The organism is Williamsia sp. 1138, from assembly GCF_002095435.2.
GTDB lineage: Bacteria > Actinomycetota > Actinomycetes > Mycobacteriales > Mycobacteriaceae > Williamsia.
In genome coordinates this window covers 68,642-88,540 of record NZ_MJEJ02000052.1, presented here as the reverse complement: position 1 = coordinate 88,540, position 19,899 = coordinate 68,642, and the positions used below count along the sequence as shown (strand labels likewise).

The window sequence follows — 19,899 nt, the reverse complement described above, 5'->3', positions numbered from 1 at the left end:
CAAACGACAGGAGGACTTATGTCCGACAGCACAACCAGACCGTCAGTGGTCATCGTCGGAGCGGGATTCTCCGGTCTGATCGCAGCGCGAGAACTCGAATTCGCCGGCTTCGACGTCCGGATCGTCGAAGCCCGAGACCGCATCGGTGGACGCGCCTGGACCGACGAACGGCTGGGAGGACACACGCTGGAGATGGGCGCGACGTGGGTGCACTGGATGCAACCGTTCGTTTGGACCGAGATCACGCGCTACGGACAGAAGATCTACCCCAGCCCCGACATCGACGACGCGTATTGGGTGAGCGGCGGGATCGTACATCGTGGCACCGAGCACGATCTCGACGTCGCGCTCTCCCGGGTGCAAGAGAAGATCTTCGAAGGTTCGCGTGAGTTCTTCCCGAATCCGCATGACCCACTTGCCCTTCTGAGCGATGCCGACACCGATCCGTCGTTGCGCGAACGATTTCTCCGTGCGGACACCGGCAGCGTGCTCGACTGCCTGCGCGAGGGTGAGTTCAGCCAGATGGACATCGACCTTGCGGATTCCTACTGGTCCGCCGGTTACCAGGGGTCGACGGCCACCGCCTCGCCACTGATGGCGAAGCATTGGGCGGCCCTCAGCGATCACCGGAGCTCGCTGATGGACGAACAAACGCTGCGCTTCAAGCTGGTCGACGGCATGCGCGGGTTGTACGAGTCGATCGCTGGAGACCTACGGGCCGACATCTCACTCGACACCCCGGTGGTCCGCATCAACCACTCGCCGTCCGCGGTCGAGGTCGAGCTGGCCGACGGCACCATCGTGTCAGCAGACGCAGTCATCGTCACCGCACCCATCGGCGCGCTCTCCCAGATCCATTTCGAACCCCCGTTGGCCGACGGTCAGCAGAAGGTCATTTCAGAGGGCACCAACTCGACCGGCTTCAAAATCTGGGTGAAGGTGTCCGGCCGACATTCGATCATCGCAGGCGCCCCCGGAGACAACCCGATTTCGCTTCTGCGCAGCGAGTACTTCCTCGACGATGAGGACGCCACCATCCTGGTGGGTTTCGGATCCGACCACAACGCCATGGACCTCCAGGATGTGGCCTCGGCACAGAAGGCGATCAACGTCTGGAGTGATGATCTGACAGTGCTGGACTGCGGCGGGCACGACTGGGTCGCCGACAAGTGGTCCGGTCAGACCTGGGCAACCCTGAGGTCTGGTCAGTTCTTCGACGGATGGAGCAACTTTCTCTCGACCGACTCGCGGCTCCGATTCGCCGGCGCCGACTACGCCCGCGGGTGGAACGGTGTCGTTGTCGACGGCGCCATCGAGTCAGGCATCGTCACCGCCCGCGCGTTGATCAACGAGTTCGTCGCGAGGTCAGCGGTCTGAGCTCTCCACAGGCGTCAAGACCGCATCGAGCATCGCCAGCTGGGCACGGCGCGAGGTCGCGGCCGGATCCAGCGCCGCAGTGACCTGGAGACCGATCATCATGGTCATCAACGCCTCGACTCCGGTCGCCACGTCGTTCGGCGGAAGTTCATCGTTGTCGATGGCCTCATGCCAGTACTGCCGCAATCGTGACTTCCATGCCGCGACGGCTTCGTTGTTCACCGACTCCATGGCCCGGTCCGTCAACGCGCGTTGCCACAACGACACCGCGATACGGGCTTCGAGCCGTGCCTCCTCGGTCAGCGGCATGATTTCGGCACACATCTTTCGTAATGCCTTCACTCCGGTGGCTTTTCCCACCGAGCGGTCGATGCGGACGTTGGTCGTGTCCAGCACATGTTCGAACGAGGTCCGCAAGATCTCGTCCTTGCCCGCGAAGTAGTGGCTCAGTGCGCCATTGGTGTAGCCGGCCTCCGCCGCGAGGTCGCGCATGTTGATGCCGTCGATTCCGCGCGCAGCGATGATTCGCCAGGCCGCCGCGATGATGGCGTGGCGACGCTCGTCATGATTGACCAGTCTCGGAATGACCGTCTCCTGCCCCTTGGCGATCTCGCGCGACTGTATCAACCACGCCTCCCTGCCAATTCGTGACGGTACCGACGGTCGGGCGCCCGGCCACTATGTGGATCCTCCTATCTGGCCGCACATGGCCCGGGACACCACTTAGCCCCGACACCCCCACCACCACGAAGTACAGTTCCAAGGAACACACACCCGCCGATCTGAGGGAGCGTCGCCATGGCTGGAGGTCTCGTCGCACTACTCGACGATGTCGCCGCGATCACGAGGGCTGCCGCGGCAACCCTCGACGACGTCGCAGCCGCTGCAGGTAAGGCGAGCGTGAAGGCGACGGGCGTGGTGGTCGACGACGCCGCGGTCACTCCCCGCTACGTCCACGGCTTCTCCCCCGACCGCGAACTCCCGATCATCTGGAAGATCGCACTCGGATCGATCCGCAACAAACTGCTGATCATCCTTCCGGTGGCCATGCTGCTGAGCCAGTTCCTGCCGGGGGCACTGCCGTACCTGCTGATCGTGGGCGGCGCGTTCCTCTGCTACGAGGGCGCCGAAAAGGTCTACGAAGCACTCGGCGGCGGGCACGCTGCCTCGGAGGAGCCCACCGAGCGTGGGCCTGAGTTCGAGAAGACGATGGTCAGCGGCGCCATCCGCACCGACCTGATCCTGTCGGCGGAGATCATGATCATCTCGCTGTCGTCGGTCGAAGAAGAACCGTTTGTCACCCGCCTGCTGGTACTCATTGCCGTGGCGTTTCTCATCACCGCGCTCGTCTACGGCGTGGTCGCGTTGATCGTCAAGATGGACGACATCGGTCTCGCACTCGCGAAACGCGATTCGGCCGTGAGCCAGAAGATCGGTCGCGGACTGGTCTCGGCGATGCCGAAACTGATGAACGTCCTCACCATCGTCGGTATCGCGGCGATGCTGTGGGTGGGCGGCCACATTCTGCTCGTCAACCTCGGCGAGGCGGGCTTCCACTGGCCCGCCGATCAACTCCACCATCTGGAGCACTGGGGCAAAGAACTCGTCCACGGCTGGTTCGGCGGAGTGCTCTCCTGGATTCTCGGCACCACCGCCTCCGCGGTCGTCGGCCTGATCCTGGGCGCGATCATCGTGGCGATCATGCACGTGATCCCGAAGCGCAAGAAGAAGACCGCCGCCACCGCACACTGACGCCCCGGGCTATAACCCTCGCCGCACCACAGCCTCGGTGACCCGATCGTCGATCGACGACACCGGGTTCTCGCGCCCGACCCAGGGATCGCCGCCGAAGTACTTGGAGAAGATCACTTCGGCGGTGCGAGTGGCGATCGCCTGCGTTGTCAGGGTCGGATTGGGCCCACCGAGCGAGTTCGCCAACGCCGAGTTGTCGGTGATGAACAGGTTGTTGACCCACCGTGCTTCGGCGTTGGCGTCCAGCACCGAGTTCGACTCCTGCTCGCCCATCCGCATGCTCGACTGCGAATGCAGGATGAGCGGCGGCCAATCCGACCGATGTACGGTCCGCGCACCGGCGGCCCGCATGAGTTCGACAGCCTTGCGGCTGCAGTATTCACGGTTCCGGCGGGTGCGCGCCGATCGGTTGCGGTGCTGCATGGTCACCCGCGGCGCCAGCCCGTGCTCGTCCGGGGGCAAGATGCCCGGCACTGTCACGGAGTTGCCGTACTCGACGTCGTCATCGGTGATGACCAAGGCGGCCAGCGTCTTGTCGGCATCGTCGAGGGTGGTCAGCAGGTCACGTCCGACGAGGCGGCCGTAGGTGTCCGCGCCTGCCGAGCCCACCACGCCGCCGGCGCGGCCATAGCCCTGGAAGCCGGAGTCGCTGAAGTTCATCGCGTAGGCCTGCAGGGCCGGCGGCAGGCAGACCTGTTCGATGCCGCCGTAGCCGGGGAGGTCGACGCGCGCGTTGGACCCGGCGCCCTTCGTTTGGCCGGTGTACTCGTCGAACACTCCGAACACGACGTCCATGTGGTGGTCGGTCAGGCCCCTGCCCACCCAACCATTCGGGTTGGGCAGCAACGACTGCAACCACAACCTCGGGGACTCGATGCACCCCGCTGCGAGGACGACGACCTTCGCGGTCTCCTCGTGCATCGCGCCGTCGGAACTTCGGAATTGCACTCCGTACGCGGTCATCTCACCCCCGCGTTCGGCAGCGAGAATGCGGGTGACCGTGGCGTCGGTGACGAGCCTGGCTGCGCGCCCACCCGGTGACCAGGCGTCTGCGGTGAGCATCATCGGGACGTACGAGTTGTCCGTCGACCGCTTGGCCTTGAGGTTGCGCGGCGCACCTTTGGGCAGGTAGCACCCCTGATAGCAGTGCCCGCACATGGTGCAGCCCTGCGCTTCTGGGTGACGCAGCCGCGCCGGATCGCTCGTTCTGCCGGCGGTTCCGCCGGGCTGGAGGATGGCGTTTTGCTGGGCGCGATGGGCAGGGCCTGTGGTGTCGAGAGAGGTCTGGTGGGGCAGGCCCATCGCCGCTGCACCGCGCAGAAACACTTCTTCCTTGGCTCCCATCGGGGCGGCCATGATCGGCAGTGTCGCCTCGCACCACTCGAAGTAGGGCCGCAGATCTTCGTATCCGAGCGGGAACAGGTGCGCGGTGTCGTACATGGCGCGGTCCGCGCCGGTGTAGTCGTTGAACACTCCGGGTGCCGGCCGCGGGCAGTTGCCGAAGTAGTGCAGCGTGGTGCCGCCGACGCCGTTGACCTGCCAGATGAACGAACTCTGCGGCAGATCACGCAACCAGGGTCCGCGGCTGCGGTCACCTGGACCGACGCGCAGAAAGCCGGTGATGGGATTGTTGGCGTCGTCCTCGAAATGAGTCCATTCGTTCTCCGGGTCGCCGAACCGGGGGCCGGATTCGATCACCAGTACGTCGAGTCCGCGGGCTGCGAGTTCCTTGGCCGCGACGGGTCCGCCGCCGCCGGCGCCGATCACGATGACGTCGGTCATGGCTGACTCCTGTTCTGTCGCAACGTCACTACTGGACCCCTCGGTAGTAGCCGCGGAACTCGTCCCACCCGTCGCTGACGCCGTCGTATCTGCTCAGCTCCCAGCCGACAGGGCGGCCGGTGAGCGTACGTGTCCGGGGGTCGAAGGCAGAGGTCTCGGAGTACGCCGCGAAGGCGGCAAGGGTCGGAATTGCGTTGACAGCGAACTTGATCGGCAGACCCGGGATCAACGGGTGGGTATCGAGAACGTCGAACACCTGGGCCTTACGCGCATGCGATAGGTTGGCGAACGGCGCAGAGAACGGGCCGCGCACCGAGTTCGGTTCGACGGACAGTGCAATCACGTTCAGCAGCGCCGCGATCGCGGCGGCGCCAGGCAGGGTGATTCCGAATGCCGGGCCGAGTACCGGGAACGGCACCGCCCGGTCGAGCGTACGGGTCAACGAATCTGCGGTGCCGGGCGTGACACCGCCCGCACGACCGGTGGCCATACCTTGTGCCCGCGAGTAGCGATCATTGCCGGGGACGACGAACGCCAGTACCCCACAGACGGTCTCACGCACGGGCGGCAAAGAGTTGGCGTACGTGCGCGCGCCGGTGAACACACTCGGCACCACGGTGAGCGCAGTGAACCCGGCCCCGACAGCAGCCAGCCCGGTCAGAAATCGACGACGATCGAACACACCCATCCCCCGAGTGGAGAAACCTCGACAGCGCGGGCCTGGACTGTCCTATATGACCGAACCATAACAAAGATGATGTCGAGGGGTTGCAGCAATACTCCTATCTTTGGGAAAGGTGACGCGGTAGCACAAGCGCTACACTCGCTGCATGGAGAGTGTGGGTCTGCGGGAACTACGCCAGGATGCGTCAGATCTGGTTCGACGAGTGGAAGCCGGCGAGGAGATCACGATCACGGTGTCCGGTCGTCCCAGCGCGCGACTCGTGCCTGCGTCGCCGAACACCTGGCGCTCATGGGTCGAGGTGCAGGAACTGTTTGCCGGACCCGCAGACTCCGACTGGGACGCCGACCGTGCCGAGATCGATGACCACATCATCGATCCGTGGAGCCGCACGTGAGGGGAATCCTCGACACGAGCGTGGTGCTGGCGTCCGATGTCGAGCCCTTACCCGGCCAACTGGCCTTGAGCTCGATCACGCTGGCGGAGCTGCACTTCGGAGTCCTCGTCGCAAAGTCCCATTCAGCCCGTGCCGAGAGGTTGCGACGACTTCTGTTCATTCAGAAGACGTTCACGGCGCTCTCTGTGGACGCAGCAGTGGCCGCCAGCTATGGACAGATCGCCGCCGCAGTGGTCGACGCGGGACGCAAGCCGCGCGCGCGATCCATGGATCTATTCATCGCCGCCACCGCCCATGCGCACGATGCGCGCCTCTTCACTCGCAATCCCTCGAATTTCGCGGGGCTCGATGACCTACTCGAGGTCGTCGCAGTCTGAAGTGACTTCCGCGGGTGTTCCTTCCCGCAAACCCACTCGTTCCGGTCAAACCCAAGGGTTTGCGCCTCGTGGGTTTGACCGGAACGGGTGGGTTTGCAGAGACGGCTACTTCTCCTGCGCCTGCTGGAACGCCGCAGCCACCATGCCAACGTCGTCGCCGACCTGGAACACTCCGCGCGGCAGATCTGGGAACACCGCGTTGCTGACTGCGGTCACGAACAGGAGTCGCTTGCCGTCGCCGACGTCCAGGTAACCCGACAGGCCCTGGGTGGTGATGATGAGCCGTTCGGTGCCCGGTTCGACATCGGCGGAGGTCGACGTCTTACCGATCACCTTGCCCTTCGCCGGGCTGTCGACACCGACCCCGGACAGCGACCCGCGCTCGCCGAGGATGGGCTGGCCGCTCCAGAAGGTGTCGGCCCACGGCTGGTCGCTGACCCACTTGAGCCAGGTCGCCACTGCGGTGGGTGTCGCCGAGGAGGGATCGCCGCCCTGGCCGTCCATGATCACGAAGTCCGACGCCGGGACGCCCGCTTCGGCAGCCAGATCGCGGATTGCGGGCAGGCCGTCCTCGCACTGGTCAGAACCCGCCTCGACGGCCAGCAGGCAGACGAACGTGTTGGCGCCGGTGTTGTAGCTGGTCGCGAGGATCATGCCGCCGGATTCGCCGAGTGGCGCCGACTCGAGGGATGCCAGCCGCAGGTTGTCCTGATAGCTGCCGGTGGCCGGCAGCGCGGCGTCATTGTTCGCCTTCGACGTCGAGGCCACCGTGATGCCTTTGCGCTGCAGTGCTTCGATGAACAGCTGGCGAGCCCAGCTCGACGCGTCTGTGATGCGGTAGACGGTCAGCGAGGTCTTACCCGCCGGGACTGAGCCGGTGACGTGCAGCAGCGTCGGATTGGCTTCGTCGGCAGCCACTTTCAGGGTGGAGTCGCTGTCGGCGGCGCCAGTGGTCACCTGGTTGTCGATGGTGAACAGTCCGTTGCCCGGCAGCATCTGGATCGTGGCCGGCTGTCCGGGCTCGCCCGGTGATGCCTGGATGTCGACGAGGTTGTCGTTGACGAAGATCGACGGCACCAGTCCCTCGACGGTGTCGTAGGTTTCCCACAGCCGCGGGTCGACGAGGACGTCGCCGTCGACGCGGGTGACTCCGGAGGCGGCGACCTGTTCGGCCATCGCGTCGAGTCCGGCCAGGGGATTGCCGGGTGCCAGCACCGCGCCGGGCAGGGCGTCGGCGTAGACGTGGTCGATGCCGTCGGTGGCGAAGACGAACTTGCCTTGATCTGCGTTGCGACCGCCGAGCGCCAGATCGCCCGATCCGACGAGCACCAGATCGCCGGTGAGGGTCCCGTTCGCGGGCGCTGCCGTCGCGTAGACGGGAGTGGTGACCTTACGGTCCACTCCCAGATCGTTGAACACCGTTCCGACGGTGAAGTGCTTGGTCTGCGAAGCCAGGAACATGAACGAGTCGGCCTGATTGCTGTAGATGACCTCGTCGGTCTCGGGGTCGACCACCAGGTACGACCACCGCGCTGCCGTGTACGGATCGGTCTCCATGATCGCGGTGGCCTCGGCCGGGATCTGCTGTCCCTGCGTCTTTTTGGAGTCCGAGTCGTCCGACGAGTCACCGGAGCAGCCGGCGGCCAGCAGCAGCCCGGAGACCGTTGCAACCGCGATGAGCGTCTTGACTGCGCGTGTCTGCAGATGTCGCTTGGGCATGAGAACCACCTTCGAGTGTTCGGCGCTCTGCCGCGCCGCGCTTGCCGGGCCCCCGGCGGGCATGTCGGCACCACAGCAATCTACCCGAAAGGCTTGGTGCAACTTGCATACTGTACTTTGCATTCAGAAGCGCTACTATCGTTTCACTAATCCTTCACCAAAGGATCGACAAGCGCCGGGCAAAGTCCGAACGCCGGTCAGCCTCTGGATCAGCTCAGACGGAGCGTCATGGTCTCACCGCGCACCACCTCCCGACCAAGGCGGCGAGCACGTACATACGCCACGACTGCAGTGGCTGTCGGCACGGCAGTCGCACTGGTGTTCTCGGGGTGCTCATCGTCTGACGACTCGTCGTCGACCTCGTTGGCCGAGGTTCCACCGAGCGTGCCGGCCCCGCAGATCGACCGCGCCGGCGTCGACTCGGCCATCGATCAGCTCGACGGCTACGTCGAGAAGATCATGACCGACACCGGAGCGCCCGGAGTAGCGGTCGCGGTGGTCTACGAAGGTGAAGTTCTCTACGCCAAGGGGTTCGGAGTCAAGAAGGTCGGCGAATCAGGCAAGGTCGACACCAGCACCATGTTCCAGCTGGCGTCGGTGTCGAAGCCGCTGGCCTCGAGTGTGGTGGCAACGGTCGTCGGCGACGGGAAGATCAACTGGGACGACCCGGTGAAGACGTATGAGCCAGGATTTGCCGTCGCAGATCCGTACGTGACCGCCAATGCGACCTACACCGACCTGATGTCGCACCGCTCGGGCCTGCCCGACCATGCCGGCGACCTGCTCGAGGATCTGGGCTATTCGTACCCCGAAACGATCAGCCGACTCAACCAGTTTCCGCTCTACCCCTTCCGCGACCACTACGACTACACCAACTACGGATTCTCGATTGCGGGCAATGCTGCGGCCAACGCCTCAGGGATGTCGTGGGCGGATCTGTCGGAGCAGGCAATCTACGACCCTCTCGGGATGGAGAACACCACGTCCCGGTACGACGAGTGGCTGAACTCCCCCAACCGCGCGTACAACCATCAGCTCGCCGACGCCGACGCCAAGACCTGGGCGGCGGAGTACGTCAGCAATCCCGCGGAGCAGGCTCCTGCGGGCGGCGCGATGTCGTCGGTCGACGATATGGCCACGTGGGTCCAGATGGAACTGGCCGACGGCATGTTCAACGGGCAGCAGGTCGTCGACGCCGAGGAGCTGCAGTTCACGCACCAGGCCCACTCGTTCGCTCACCCGTCCACAACGCCCGGTGCTCGAGATGGTTTCTACGGGATCGGATTCAACGTCGACACCGATGCCCATGGCCGGGTACAGATCGGGCACGCCGGCGCTTTTGCGCTCGGCGCCAGCACCGACGTCAAGATGCTGCCCAGCGAACAGCTCGGCATCGTCGTCCTGGCCAACACCGCGCCCGTCGGGGTCGCCGAAACCATCACGGCCCAGTTCCTGGACTACGTGAGCAATGGCAAGCTGACGGTCGATTGGGCCCCGTTCATCGCCGGCCAGTTCGAGATGGTCATCAACGCCGGACGTTCCGAGGTCGATTACGCCAATCCGCCCGCCGATGCGCCCCCTGCCCGAGCGGCCGGCGACTACATCGGCAGATACACCAGCCCGTTCTACGGTTCGGCCGAGGTGGTCGCCGAGGGCAACAACCTGGTCCTCAAGATCGGCAAAGATCTGCAGCAGAGCTACCCGCTCACCCACTACCAGGGCGACACCTACTGGTTCGAACCAGAGGGTGAAAACGCCGCAGGCCCAACCGGTGCCGAGTTCACGGTGACCGACGGTCCGGCGTCGACGATGACCATCGAATACTTCGACCGAGATGGCCTCGGCACGTTCACCCGGGCGCCCCAATGATGTCGGAAATTGCCATGTCAGAAGATGCAGCACAACCATTGTCAAGGAGAAATGCCATGTCACCAGGTGGAGCAGTCCCCCGAGCCGGACGTCGGCGCACGCCACGTGGCGTTCGGTCGGCAGCGCTGGCCGTGATGCTGTCGGCGGCGCTGGTCGCCACCGCCTGCTCGTCCGATGATTCGTCGGATTCGGCGAGTTCGTCGACAGCGAGTGGTTCGCCGAGTTCAGGGGCATCCTCGTCCAGCGCTCTCGTCCCCTTCGACACCGCCGCCATGGACAAGCTCGTCGACGACATGGCGACGGAGTTCCGTGAGATCGGAATGATGGTGCTGATCCGCACCCCGCAGGGCGAGTACGTCAAGTCGTTCGGCACCGTCTCCAGCGATTCCAAAGACGCGCCCAATCTCGACACCAAGGTGCGCATCGGCTCGAACACGAAGACCTGGACCGGCACCGCCATCATGCAGTTGGTGCAGGAAGGCAAGATCTCCATCGACGACCCGGTCAGCAAGTACCGCCCCGACGTCCCCAACGGCGCGAACATCACCATCGGTCAGCTCCTCGATATGCGCAGCGGGTTGTACAACTACACCGAGACCGTCACGCTCAACGAGGCCCTCGACAACGATCCCCAGAAGGTCTGGACGCCAGAGCAATTGCTCGGACTGGCATTCGCCAATCCCCCGTACTTCCCACCGGGCGGCGGCTACCACTACTCCAACACCAACACGGTCTTGCTCGGACTCATCGCCGAACAGCTCGACGGCAAACCGATCGCCCAGATCTTCCAGGACCGGTTCTTCAGCAAGCTGAACATGACGGGCAGCTCGTTCCCCGCCAACACCGACACGTCCATCCCGGCGCCGTATGCCAGCGGCTACTCCTACAGCGGCAACGTCGAGACACTCGACGAACCGGCGCTGTCCCCGGAGCGGATCGCGGCCATCGAGGCCGGGACGGTGAAGCCGCGGGTGACCACGAACGACAACCCGTCGTGGACGTGGTCGGCCGGCCAGGGCATCGCCACCGCCAACGATCTCGCCACCTGGGTCAAGGCCATGGGTGACGGCGAACTGCTCAACGAGGCGACGCAGAAGCTGCGGCTCGACAGTGTGCAACCGACTGATCCGACCAAGCCGGATGGCGCCGGCTATGGCTACGGGATCGCGCAGATGGGTCCGATGTACGGACACATCGGCGAGATGCCCGGCTACAACTCGTTCATGGGTTACGACCCCGTCAACGACGTGACGATGGTGGTGTGGGCAAACCTCGCGCCCACCATCGACGGCAACGCCGCCGCTGCCGCGGTCGCCTCGAAGCTCGTGCCGTTCGTATACAACGTTCCGGCCCCAGACACCGCGAGTGACGTCGACGAAGTCGCCGAGGACACCAGCGGCGGATAGCACTCGTTCGACCGGTGATGGTGGGTGCCCGACACCCTGTCGGCACCCATCATCACCGTTGCTAAACTGTCGGCCGCATTCATGTTGTCGCAGTGTTAGGAAGAGAGGTTGCTGTGCCACAAGGCGACCTCAACACGATGTCGTACGCCATTCTGGGCATCTTGGCGGCCCGGGACTGGTCGGCATACGAAGTGGCCGAACAAATCGGCCGAGGCATGTCCGAAATCGTCCCCCGGGCCGACCGCCAGCGCTACAACGCCCCCAAGAAGCTGGTGGAACGCGGCCTGGTGACAGCCCGCACCGAGCCCACGGGGACAAAACGCAGCAGGACCATCTACTCAATCACCCCGGAAGGCCGCGCCGCCATCACCGAGTGGATGGCGACCGAGACCAAGGCCTCGACCATGGAGTTCGAAGGCCTGCTGCGGGTCTGTGTCGCGGACCTGGGATCCGTCGACGACCTCCGGAACACGCTGCGCACGATCCGAGCGCAGGCCGAGATGAAACGCCAGGTGTTCGTCGCCAACGCCCGGCTGATCAAGACACCCGGCGCCGGGTCCTTCCCCGGACGCCAGCACGTACTGGCGATGTCGGCGAAGTTCATGGTCGGGCACTTCACCCACATCATCTCGTGGGTCGACTGGATGCTCACCGAAGTCGAGGACTGGCCCGACACCGTCACCCCCGTCGAGACCCACGCCGACCGCATCCAAGCCATCCTCGACGGAATCATCGAGGAGTACGGGGACAGCGGCCCGGCGCAGGAGTGATCGGTCCCCCGCCCCGTCGCGAACCCATAGACGAACCCATCGGCGAACCCAGGCGTCACCGTGCCGTCGTCGCGCACCGTCCGGTGCCTCGCGCATCGGTTCACTCCGGTGCGCGGTGCGCCAGACCGTGCGGGACTCCGCGGCCTGGCGCAGGTGTCGCTAATCCGCGACGTAGCGCGCACCCGACGTGGAAAGGTCGGCAATCGCGCGATACCTCGTCTGCGGGATGCTCATGTCGAACTCGCGCTGCCGTCCGATCACGTAGCGCCCGGGTGCCAATCCGGTGGCGCCGTGCTCGGGGTGGATCAGGTACGCGACCACCTCGGTGTCGACGATGCCGAGCGCCAGACGTCGAGGATCGTAGAGTTTTGACGTCCACGTGCAGCGGCCCTCGTCGGCAACGAGGCTGTGGGGATTGCCACCAGCTGCGCTGCGGAGCAACTCGACTCCTGATCGCGGCACCTGCTCGGGTCGAGCGTCAGTGAACGCCGCGACCATCGGGAGAAGGTCTGCGGGGACGACGATGAGGTCGCCTTGGGCTTGCAGACCGTCGACCACCGAGATCGACACTTCTTTGTCCAGGTAGTCGAAGACGTCGAGGCCGGTGTAGGCAGTGAGATCGGACAGGGTCATGGTGGAGTTCATTGTGGTCACCTTGGGTTGTGTTGTCGGAAAATGGTTGTGGCTCATGTGCGGCGCACCAGCCGCGCGTAGTCGGACCCGCTGATGCCGTAGGTCCAGCCGGCGGCGTCGAGCGCGGAGGACGCACCGTCGGGTACCGGCAGCCCGTAGCGCCGGCGGGTGCCGTCGCGTTCTCGGGATCCGTTCAGGACGAGCAGTATTCGTCCGTGCGGTCGCACCCTGGGCGGGGTTGCATACAGCGCTAACGTGCCCGCGTCGTTCCCGGGATCGTCGGCGCGGTCGATCAGTTCGAGGTTGGACTCGGAAATGTAGGTTTCCCAGCCGATCCGCTCGATGGCGGTCCGTCGTATCTCGACGTTGCGTTCGCGATTGATGCGCTCGACGGTTGGGTCCGTGATCACCCATTTCGGAATGATGGTGCCGCTGACCGCATACACCTCGTGCCCGTCGGCGAATGCGATCGCCGGGTCATTTCGGTGGTGCAGCCGACGCTGGCCGAACCGAGCGTCCGGAGTGGGTTCTGTGTGCAGCGCGATCGGTCGCTCGGCCATCACGCAGACTTGGTCGAACGGCCACCACCAACCGGTGGCTTTCGCTATGGCACAGTGGATATCGAGCACTTCCACGTCTTCGGGAGAGTACCGCGCCAGACCGAGTCGGCGGCCAGCGTCGCAATGTGCGATCCAGGGTGCCTCGTGTTGGCCATACCAGGTGACGTAGCCGGAGATCGACGGGGTGATCTTGCGGATTCCTACCGCGATTGCGTCGTTCACCGTGGTCTTCAACGGGTCGCGGATCTGTTGGCGTGCTTGCGCTCTCGGTTCGGACTCCTCTTCAGGAGGCGGCGGCGGTTGCCACCATCCGTGTCGTCGTGGGGGTCGTGGAGGGCTGACTCGAGCTTCCATGCGTCGCTTCGACGCGTTGACGACGGCCGCGATGCCGGCGTGTGCCGATTGTCGATCGCCGGTGAAGAAGGGGCCGCCCTCGGAGAGTCCGCTGGTCGAGATCAATTCCGACGCCGAAGGCGGGGACGGTACCCATGCGAACTCGGGTTGTGGGTGTCCGGCCAGCCGATACAGCTGGGAGACAGCGGCTTCCGCTGTGGTCCGATCACTCGGCCCGGTGGCCAACGCAGCGGCCAGCCACTCCGCGTGCACGGCAGCGATGGTGCGGTGGTGATCGGAATCGAACTCGACATGCTCATGGTCCCCAAGAGTCGGAGACCCGAATGCGGCGCTCACGGATGCGTGGCGGAATCCGCCTTTCCTGTAGTCATGTTTCCCAGAGTGACAGGCGCGGGCCGAGATCGCAAGAGGGTACGAGTGTCTTCGCTGCACTCCGGCGCGACTCAGGGATACTGTCCACCGTGCACCAGTCCAATGCTCCGATCGACACCACGCTCCACATCGCCACCCCTGTGTGGGCTACCGCGGCGGCGTTGGTGATCGTGTTGGTGCTGGCGTGGGGTTTCAGTTCCGTGGCCCGCTGGCTGGTGCGGCATCGGGCCCGGTTGAACGCCACCACCGGGATGTTCCTGTCAATTCTCGGCTCGGCGGTCGGCCTGTTCATCGCCGGCGCGATCGATCCGGATCTGAAGGTGTGGAGCGTGCTCACCGTGGTGCTCGCGCTGGTGTCGTCGATTCTCAGCGTCACGGTGTACGCCGCCGTTGCGGCGCACTTCCAGAGGCCGGAACACGCGACCGTCAGCTCGCTGCTCGCAGCCGGCGAGTCCGCTCAGGTGGAGTTCAAATCGACAGCCAGGGTCAACCTCCACACCGGCGAGCGCGACGCCAAGATGGAGCAGGTCATCGTCAAGACCGTCTCGGCGTTCCTCAACGGCGACGGCGGCAACCTGCTCATCGGCGTCGACGACGAGGGCAACCCTCTTGGTCTCGACCCCGACTTCGGCACCCTGCGGCACCCCGACGCCGACCGCTTCGAGCTCTGGCTCCGCGACCTGTTGACCACGACGCTGGGGCAGAGCACCGCGGCCATCGTCGGAGTCGCGATCGAGGCTGTGCCCACCGATGACGGGGACCGGCAAGTCTGCCGGGTCACTTGTTCCCCGTCGCCGCGGCCGGTGTATCTGAAGCCGGCGACGAAGAACGCGACGACCGAGTTCTGGTTGCGCACCGGCAATTCGAGCCGCCAGCTCAGCGTCGATCAAGCGGCGGAGTACGTGATGCATCGGTGGCCGCTCGGGGCCGGACGGTCGGTGGCCGCGCAGATTCGGGCGGCGGTGCGGTTCTCGGCGGACCGTTAGTCGGCGGCGCTCCTGCGGAGCATCATGATTGCCAGCCGCCAGTTGAAGCCGATTGCGGTGTCCTCTGCGATGGCGGCAGTCAGTCGTTCGGTGAACAGTTCGTGCTCGGTCTCCGCGCGGTCTTCTCGCGGGATGACAGCAAGCAGGGACGGACCGAACGACACCCGGATGGCTTCAGCGACGTCGCGGGCGTACTGCGCACGGTCGCCATCCACGTTCTGCTTGGCGATCGGATCGCCTAGGACAACTTCGTCGAGGTGGTCAAGTGTGAAGTCGGCGTGCGGAAACGGTGCCTGCCACTCGGCGGCCGTGCGGTACCACGCCGGGATGGGGGTGAGCAATGTCGCGGGCAGACGACCGGCCTCAACCATGTCGCCGGCGACGCGCCGCAGGGTCGTCATCACACTCTCGGCCCCGCTGTTGCCGGCCGAATCAGCTGACCCGACCACGATGATCAGCTGCGCTCCCGGCACCAACTCACGGCCCCTCGCGTCGAGGAACCGGGCCCAGTCGTCGGCCGCCTGCTGAGCCCAGTGGTCACGCTGGGATTGCGACCCGCCGGTGTACCAGATGCCGTCGAGCGGCCCCGGAGCTGCGCTGAGCCAGTGCAGGGCAATCGAGCTCCACCCGAGCGAGACCGAGTGCGGCGGAAGAATGTGTTGGTAGAACGATTCCCCGACCGCGCTGGTGTAGACACCGGGTCCGGTATAGGTGCCGGGATCGTCTGCGACGGTGGCGAACAGCGAGCTGAAGTCGTTCTGTGGGAGGTCGGTGTGGACCACACTGATCGGCGTATCGGCCGAGTGGACACGGCGCATTTCCTCGATCGCGGCGCGCATGGGGGCCAGAGAGTTTCGTCCCTCCGAGCATCCGTAGTCGGCGATCGTCAGTAGTCCGCCAGAGGTCGGTGGCGCCACTGCGGCTGCCTGGCGGAGCAGCGGGAAGGCACGGGCCGCGGCGCTCAACTGCGCCGTCGAGTTCTCGTTGTACTGCCCGCCGCCGGACATCGTCTCTGGGTGCGTCATGAGTTCGATTGTCCATCGAACGATGGACTTTGGTAACGCTCCGTGCCCGGACGGCTATATCCGGCTGAGTGCCGCAACTCCCCCTCGCGGCTCCCACCCGAAAGGCCGCCCCCTCCGCCATGTCTGATCCATTTGCCATGCCCACCAATTGGGACCGTCCACCGGCCCCGCAGCCCCCGAAGAAGCGCAGGTGGCCGTGGGTGGCCGGAGGGTTGGTCGCAGTCGTGTTGGCGTTCGGTGCAATCGGCGCGGTGACAGAGGACGAGAAGCCGGCCACGGTCGCCGACACGGCGCCTGCTCCACCCAGCACAACCACGATGACGGTCACCGCACCGGCGACAACGACCGAGAAGGCGCTCCCGGTGGCCACTCCCGTCGCGCAGGTGACCGCTGCTCCCGGCGCCAACGCCGCGATGACCAAGCTGAATGCGTTGGAGGTCAAAGGCCGCGCCCCGAAGACCGGGTACGACCGCGCCCAATTCGGCGAAGCCTGGACCGACGCCGTCTCCGTCGAAGGTGGACGCAACGGGTGCGACACCCGCAACGACATCCTGCGCCGCGACCTGACACAGATCGCCTTCAAGGCGGGATCGCAGGGGTGCGCGGTGCAGACCGGCGTCCTCGCTGACCCGTATACCGGCACGTCGATCGACTTCCTCCGCGGCCAAGACACGTCCAGCGCTGTACAGATCGACCACGTCGTCGCGCTGTCGGACGCCTGGCAGAAGGGTGCCCAACAGCTGACGCCCGCTAAGCGGATCGACTTCGCCAACGACCCCCGCAACCTGCAGGCCACCGACGGACCGACCAATCAGCAGAAGAGCGACGGCGACGCCGCGACGTGGTTGCCGCCGAGCAAGTCGTACCGCTGCACGTACGTGGCCCGGCAGGTCGACGTGAAGTCCGCGTACCAGCTGTGGGTCACGCAGGCCGAGAAGGACGCCATCGCACGCGTTCTCAGCTCCTGCGGTGCGACGATGCCCGAAACACCTGCCGTGGCCACAACCGAGACCGCCACCCCGATTCCGAGAACGTCGACTCCGGCACCGGTTCGTCCAGCGAACACGCCTCCCCCGGCGCCCGCCTACACCCCGCCGCCCGAGCCGGTCTACACCCCGCCGGCCGTCGTGGATGCTCCGTCGGTTTCGTATGCCAACTGTTCCGCCGTCCGCGCTGCGGGTGCAGCGCCTATTTACGCGGGCCAACCCGGGTACAGCAGCAAACTAGATCGCGATGGCGACGGGGTGGCCTGCGAAACGTAGACCGGCGTTGAGGCCACACTCAGCGCCCGACCAAGTTGCACCGCCTGACAACCGAATCACCTCCCACTGCCCACCTCCGACAACTAGGACGTCGGGGGCGGGCAACGGGTTCCACACGGTGGTCGGCAATTTCCGGAGCGGATTAATTGCGGACAATCAGCTCTGGCTGAACCCTATTGATTCGACGCCGAGCTGAGCGCGGCCGACACGTCGGTCGCCACCCGCTCGAGCGAGATCGGAATGGTCAACGGTGACGGTTGCAGCGAGGCCAGGAAGACGATGTCCTGCTCTTGGCCGTAGAAGGCAACCGATCCGCGGCGCACGGCATTGAGGTCCTTGAAGACCGGTACCGAGTAGAGGGACTGAGCGTCACCCGCCGACGGGTAGGCGATGATGACGTTGGCATCGATGTCGCCGGCGCGTTCGAGGGAGATGTCGCCGACAAAGGCGCCGTCGGTGCTCTTGTCCAGTGCCACGACACCCGGCGAGGACACCAACCCGAGCTCCTGAATCAGCTGGTTGCGAGGATCGGCGGTCAGGTACGGCCACAGCCCCGCGTCGTGAACCTCGACGAAGGTGTAGTTCACCCCCGCGAGCTCCGGATGATCGGCCTTGACCTGCTCGATGCCATCGGTCAATTTCGCCTCCAGGGCGACCGCTTCGTCGGTCATACCGATTGCGCGAGCGATGGTTTCGAGCTCGAGCCGCCAATCCAGTTCCCACTGCCCCTGCGGGGATGCAACCGTCGGTGCGATCTGGCTGAGTTGCTTGTAGGTGGCCTCGTCGAGCTCGCCGTAGGTGAGCAGGATCAGATCCGGTTCGAGCGCCGCCACCTGTTCAATGCCTTTGGCTCCGGACGGCAGCAGGGTGGTGACGTCGGTGTCGAGCAGCGGCTCGACCCACGGCTGCACGCCGTCCTCATTGGCCGCGCCGAAGCCGGGAAACACCTCGAGCCCGACAGGTTCGACACCGAGCGCGTACAGGATCTCGCCGGCGGTGCCGGCTCCGAGAGCGACGATCCGCTCCGGGCGCTGCGGAATGGCCGTCTCACCGAGAGAGTGCTCGACAACCACAGGGAAGGTGCCATCGCTCGCCCCCGACGGACCGCCATCGTCGTCGCTGGATGAACTGCATCCCACCAGCGCCATCACGACAGCGACAATGAGCGCTGCGAACACGTAGTAGGGCCTTCTCCGGGTGCTGAACACTGGTGACTCCTCATCGTTTCGAGGCGGTTCTGTTGCCCGGCTCAGGGGATGAGGCTAACCTAACTTCCGCTGCAGAGAAATACGGCAATCCGGCCGTGGAGATGGGTAAATGGACACCTCGATGACCGAAAATCCGTATCGTTTGGCCGCGAATACCGCGACCGCCGCACCCGATACGGCAAACGAGTCAAGTGAAGATTTTTTCGTCACGCGCGACGTGTCCAACGACGGGCTGCACTTCGAGCCACATCGCCACGACACCGACGAGCTCATGTGGGCCCGCGAGGGACGGCTCGACGTGCGGTTCGGCGGGCGCAATCTGAGTCTGCATCACGGGCACATGGCCTGGATCCCCGCGCAGGTGACGCACGAGGCAACCCTGCTCGGCGACGGCGAGCTGATGTGCTTGTTCGCGGACACTCGGCTCCGGCCGACCGGTGATCGATGGGACCAGCCGCACGTGGTCGCTGCCAGCCCACTGATGGGCACCCTGGTCCATCACCTTCGCGATCTGGACCGTCCGCGGGCGGAGCGACGGAAAACCCGCGAGTTGTTGACCGAGATCATCGCGACGTCCGATGTCCGCGAAGACACCCTCGCCCTCCCCCGGGACCGTCGGGCCGCCACAGTCGCGGATGCGCTTCTCGCCGATCCCGCCGATCAGCGCACGCTCGTCGAACTCGCGGAGTTCGTGCAGATCAGTCCCAGGACCCTCGCCCGGATCTTCATCAACGAGACAGGTGCGTCACTGGGCAAGTGGCGCAACAGAGCCCGGCTCAACCATTCGCTCACGCTGTTGAAGCAGGGTCACACTGTCGAAGACGTCGCAGCCGGTGTCGGGTATCGGACGACGAGTTCGTTCATCGAGACGTTCCGCAATAACTTCGGGCTGACACCGGCGGCGTATCGGCGGCGGTTCTTGGTGTGAGCGCGTCGTCTCCCGCGGGAACAAGAGGCCGAGAGCTCGGCCGAACAGCCGACGAGGGGATTTGGATCTGGGGCTTGTCCAGTCCGATCAGAGCTCGTCGACCCCGATCAGCCCATCCTGTAGTGCCCTGGCAAGAAGCGACGCCTTGGTGGCCGCCGGACGTCCGACTGCATCGTATTTGTCACGTATCCGGGTGATGTGTGTGCTGACCGTTGCCCCGCTGATGAACAGGGTCCGCGCAGTGGCTTCCTTTGAGTCGCAGATCAACCAGGTGCGGAGCACTTCGACTTCCCTGGCGCTCAGCGTGGGTACCGTCGCGGGGTCGGCAACAGTGTCGTTCATCGTGTGCACGGTGGGGTCCGATCGTTGTGGTCGACAGCCGCCAGATCGACTGTCGGTCTGACCTCGAAGTTATTGCCATTTGCCGGCATCCGATAGAC

Annotated in this window: 19 protein-coding genes; 10 read left to right on the top strand and 9 right to left on the bottom strand. The window is 65.1% G+C overall.

Annotated elements, in window-relative coordinates; genetic code table 11:
- Positions 1-18: 18 nt before the first annotated feature.
- Positions 19-1,377 (top strand): NAD(P)/FAD-dependent oxidoreductase, encoded by a 1,359-nt coding sequence (locus tag BH683_RS23910; protein ID WP_084838790.1) that lies wholly within the window; start codon positions 19-21, stop codon positions 1,375-1,377.
- Here the strand turns inward: BH683_RS23910 and BH683_RS23905 are convergent.
- Positions 1,366-2,004, bottom strand: a complete 639-nt coding sequence (locus tag BH683_RS23905) for a TetR/AcrR family transcriptional regulator (RefSeq protein WP_246833561.1) — start codon at positions 2,002-2,004, stop codon at positions 1,366-1,368. The genes BH683_RS23910 and BH683_RS23905 overlap by 12 nt on opposite strands.
- A gap of 171 nt (positions 2,005-2,175) precedes the next feature.
- Between BH683_RS23905 and BH683_RS23900 the strand changes: the two genes are divergently transcribed.
- Positions 2,176-3,129 (top strand): DUF808 domain-containing protein, encoded by a 954-nt coding sequence (locus tag BH683_RS23900; RefSeq protein ID WP_084838789.1) that lies wholly within the window; start codon positions 2,176-2,178, stop codon positions 3,127-3,129.
- 9 nt (positions 3,130-3,138) lie between these two features.
- Here the strand turns inward: BH683_RS23900 and BH683_RS29180 are convergent, their stop codons facing one another.
- Together BH683_RS29180 and BH683_RS23890 are read right to left on the bottom strand one after the other, a co-directional pair.
- Positions 3,139-4,911, bottom strand: a complete 1,773-nt coding sequence (locus BH683_RS29180; RefSeq protein WP_084838788.1) for a GMC family oxidoreductase N-terminal domain-containing protein — start codon at positions 4,909-4,911, stop codon at positions 3,139-3,141.
- Between the two features lie 28 nt (positions 4,912-4,939).
- On the bottom strand, positions 4,940-5,599 hold the full coding sequence (locus BH683_RS23890; RefSeq protein WP_084838787.1) for a hypothetical protein: 660 nt from the start codon (positions 5,597-5,599) through the stop codon (positions 4,940-4,942).
- A gap of 142 nt (positions 5,600-5,741) precedes the next feature.
- Here BH683_RS23890 and BH683_RS23885 point away from each other — a divergent pair, with 142 nt between their 5' ends.
- Together BH683_RS23885 and BH683_RS23880 are read left to right on the top strand one after the other, a co-directional pair.
- The gene (locus BH683_RS23885; protein WP_084838786.1) at positions 5,742-5,990 is read left to right on the top strand and encodes a type II toxin-antitoxin system prevent-host-death family antitoxin; all 249 of its coding nucleotides are present in this window, start codon (positions 5,742-5,744) and stop codon (positions 5,988-5,990) included.
- The gene (locus tag BH683_RS23880; protein WP_246833560.1) at positions 5,975-6,367 is read left to right on the top strand and encodes a type II toxin-antitoxin system VapC family toxin; all 393 of its coding nucleotides are present in this window, start codon (positions 5,975-5,977) and stop codon (positions 6,365-6,367) included. Before BH683_RS23885 ends, BH683_RS23880 begins: the two co-directional genes overlap by 16 nt.
- A 105-nt stretch (positions 6,368-6,472) precedes the next feature.
- Here the strand turns inward: BH683_RS23880 and BH683_RS23875 are convergent, their stop codons facing one another.
- The gene (locus BH683_RS23875; RefSeq protein WP_084838785.1) at positions 6,473-8,086 is read right to left on the bottom strand and encodes a D-alanyl-D-alanine carboxypeptidase; all 1,614 of its coding nucleotides are present in this window, start codon (positions 8,084-8,086) and stop codon (positions 6,473-6,475) included.
- A 291-nt stretch (positions 8,087-8,377) separates the two neighbouring features.
- Between BH683_RS23875 and BH683_RS23870 the strand changes: the two genes are divergently transcribed.
- The 3 genes from BH683_RS23870 (at position 8,378) to BH683_RS23860 (ending at position 12,131) form a co-directional block, all read left to right on the top strand.
- The gene (locus BH683_RS23870; RefSeq protein ID WP_246833559.1) at positions 8,378-9,955 is read left to right on the top strand and encodes a serine hydrolase; all 1,578 of its coding nucleotides are present in this window, start codon (positions 8,378-8,380) and stop codon (positions 9,953-9,955) included.
- 56 nt (positions 9,956-10,011) lie between these two features.
- Positions 10,012-11,361 carry a serine hydrolase domain-containing protein gene (locus BH683_RS23865; protein WP_246833558.1) on the top strand — a complete coding sequence of 450 codons (1,350 nt, stop codon included), beginning with the start codon at positions 10,012-10,014 and terminating at the stop codon, positions 11,359-11,361.
- 137 nt (positions 11,362-11,498) lie between these two features.
- The gene (locus tag BH683_RS23860) at positions 11,499-12,131 is read left to right on the top strand and encodes a PadR family transcriptional regulator (RefSeq protein ID WP_246833557.1); all 633 of its coding nucleotides are present in this window, start codon (positions 11,499-11,501) and stop codon (positions 12,129-12,131) included.
- Between the two features lie 159 nt (positions 12,132-12,290).
- On the opposite strand, the gene BH683_RS23855 is transcribed toward BH683_RS23860, so the two are convergent.
- Both BH683_RS23855 and BH683_RS23850 read right to left on the bottom strand, forming a co-directional pair.
- A complete protein-coding gene (locus BH683_RS23855) occupies positions 12,291-12,776 on the bottom strand; it encodes a hypothetical protein (protein ID WP_084838781.1) in 486 nt (161 codons plus the stop codon).
- 41 nt (positions 12,777-12,817) lie between these two features.
- Positions 12,818-14,014: a DUF6745 domain-containing protein gene (locus tag BH683_RS23850; RefSeq protein WP_084838780.1), complete on the bottom strand. Its 1,197-nt coding sequence runs from the start codon at positions 14,012-14,014 to the stop codon at positions 12,818-12,820.
- A 125-nt stretch (positions 14,015-14,139) separates the two neighbouring features.
- Between BH683_RS23850 and BH683_RS23845 the strand changes: the two genes are divergently transcribed.
- Positions 14,140-15,036, top strand: a complete 897-nt coding sequence (locus BH683_RS23845) for an ATP-binding protein (RefSeq protein ID WP_246833556.1) — start codon at positions 14,140-14,142, stop codon at positions 15,034-15,036.
- Here the strand turns inward: BH683_RS23845 and BH683_RS23840 are convergent.
- A complete protein-coding gene (locus BH683_RS23840) occupies positions 15,033-16,061 on the bottom strand; it encodes a hypothetical protein (protein ID WP_084838779.1) in 1,029 nt (342 codons plus the stop codon). The two genes, BH683_RS23845 and BH683_RS23840, sit on opposite strands and share 4 nt — an antisense overlap.
- Before the next feature lie 137 nt (positions 16,062-16,198).
- Here BH683_RS23840 and BH683_RS23835 point away from each other — a divergent pair, with 137 nt between their 5' ends.
- Positions 16,199-17,323, top strand: coding sequence for a DUF1524 domain-containing protein (locus tag BH683_RS23835; RefSeq protein ID WP_084838778.1), 1,125 nt, complete (start codon positions 16,199-16,201; stop codon positions 17,321-17,323).
- A gap of 173 nt (positions 17,324-17,496) precedes the next feature.
- Here BH683_RS23835 and BH683_RS23830 read toward each other — a convergent pair whose 3' ends face one another.
- Positions 17,497-18,531, bottom strand: coding sequence for an ABC transporter substrate-binding protein (locus tag BH683_RS23830; protein WP_084838777.1), 1,035 nt, complete (start codon positions 18,529-18,531; stop codon positions 17,497-17,499).
- Between the two features lie 121 nt (positions 18,532-18,652).
- On the opposite strand from BH683_RS23830, the gene BH683_RS23825 reads away from it, so the two are divergent.
- Positions 18,653-19,459 carry an AraC family transcriptional regulator gene (locus BH683_RS23825; RefSeq protein ID WP_168187110.1) on the top strand — a complete coding sequence of 269 codons (807 nt, stop codon included), beginning with the start codon at positions 18,653-18,655 and terminating at the stop codon, positions 19,457-19,459.
- 87 nt (positions 19,460-19,546) lie between these two features.
- Here the strand turns inward: BH683_RS23825 and BH683_RS23820 are convergent, their stop codons facing one another.
- The gene (locus BH683_RS23820; protein ID WP_084838775.1) at positions 19,547-19,801 is read right to left on the bottom strand and encodes a LuxR C-terminal-related transcriptional regulator; all 255 of its coding nucleotides are present in this window, start codon (positions 19,799-19,801) and stop codon (positions 19,547-19,549) included.
- Positions 19,802-19,899 lie beyond the last annotated feature (98 nt).

Coding starts and splice junctions, on each gene's coding strand:
- BH683_RS23910 (WP_084838790.1), top strand. CDS start 19: ATGTCCGACAGCACAACCAGACCGTCAGTGGTCATCGTCGGAGCGGGA.
- BH683_RS23900 (WP_084838789.1), top strand. CDS start 2,176: ATGGCTGGAGGTCTCGTCGCACTACTCGACGATGTCGCCGCGATCACG.
- BH683_RS23890 (WP_084838787.1), bottom strand. CDS start 5,599: ATGGGTGTGTTCGATCGTCGTCGATTTCTGACCGGGCTGGCTGCTGTC.
- BH683_RS23840 (WP_084838779.1), bottom strand. CDS start 16,061: ATGACGCACCCAGAGACGATGTCCGGCGGCGGGCAGTACAACGAGAAC.
- BH683_RS29180 (WP_084838788.1), bottom strand. CDS start 4,911: ATGACCGACGTCATCGTGATCGGCGCCGGCGGCGGCGGACCCGTCGCG.
- BH683_RS23865 (WP_246833558.1), top strand. CDS start 10,012: ATGTCACCAGGTGGAGCAGTCCCCCGAGCCGGACGTCGGCGCACGCCA.
- BH683_RS23820 (WP_084838775.1), bottom strand. CDS start 19,801: ATGAACGACACTGTTGCCGACCCCGCGACGGTACCCACGCTGAGCGCC.
- BH683_RS23860 (WP_246833557.1), top strand. CDS start 11,499: ATGTCGTACGCCATTCTGGGCATCTTGGCGGCCCGGGACTGGTCGGCA.
- BH683_RS23885 (WP_084838786.1), top strand. CDS start 5,742: ATGGAGAGTGTGGGTCTGCGGGAACTACGCCAGGATGCGTCAGATCTG.
- BH683_RS23875 (WP_084838785.1), bottom strand. CDS start 8,086: ATGCCCAAGCGACATCTGCAGACACGCGCAGTCAAGACGCTCATCGCG.
- BH683_RS23835 (WP_084838778.1), top strand. CDS start 16,199: ATGCCCACCAATTGGGACCGTCCACCGGCCCCGCAGCCCCCGAAGAAG.
- BH683_RS23855 (WP_084838781.1), bottom strand. CDS start 12,776: ATGAACTCCACCATGACCCTGTCCGATCTCACTGCCTACACCGGCCTC.
- BH683_RS23825 (WP_168187110.1), top strand. CDS start 18,653: ATGACCGAAAATCCGTATCGTTTGGCCGCGAATACCGCGACCGCCGCA.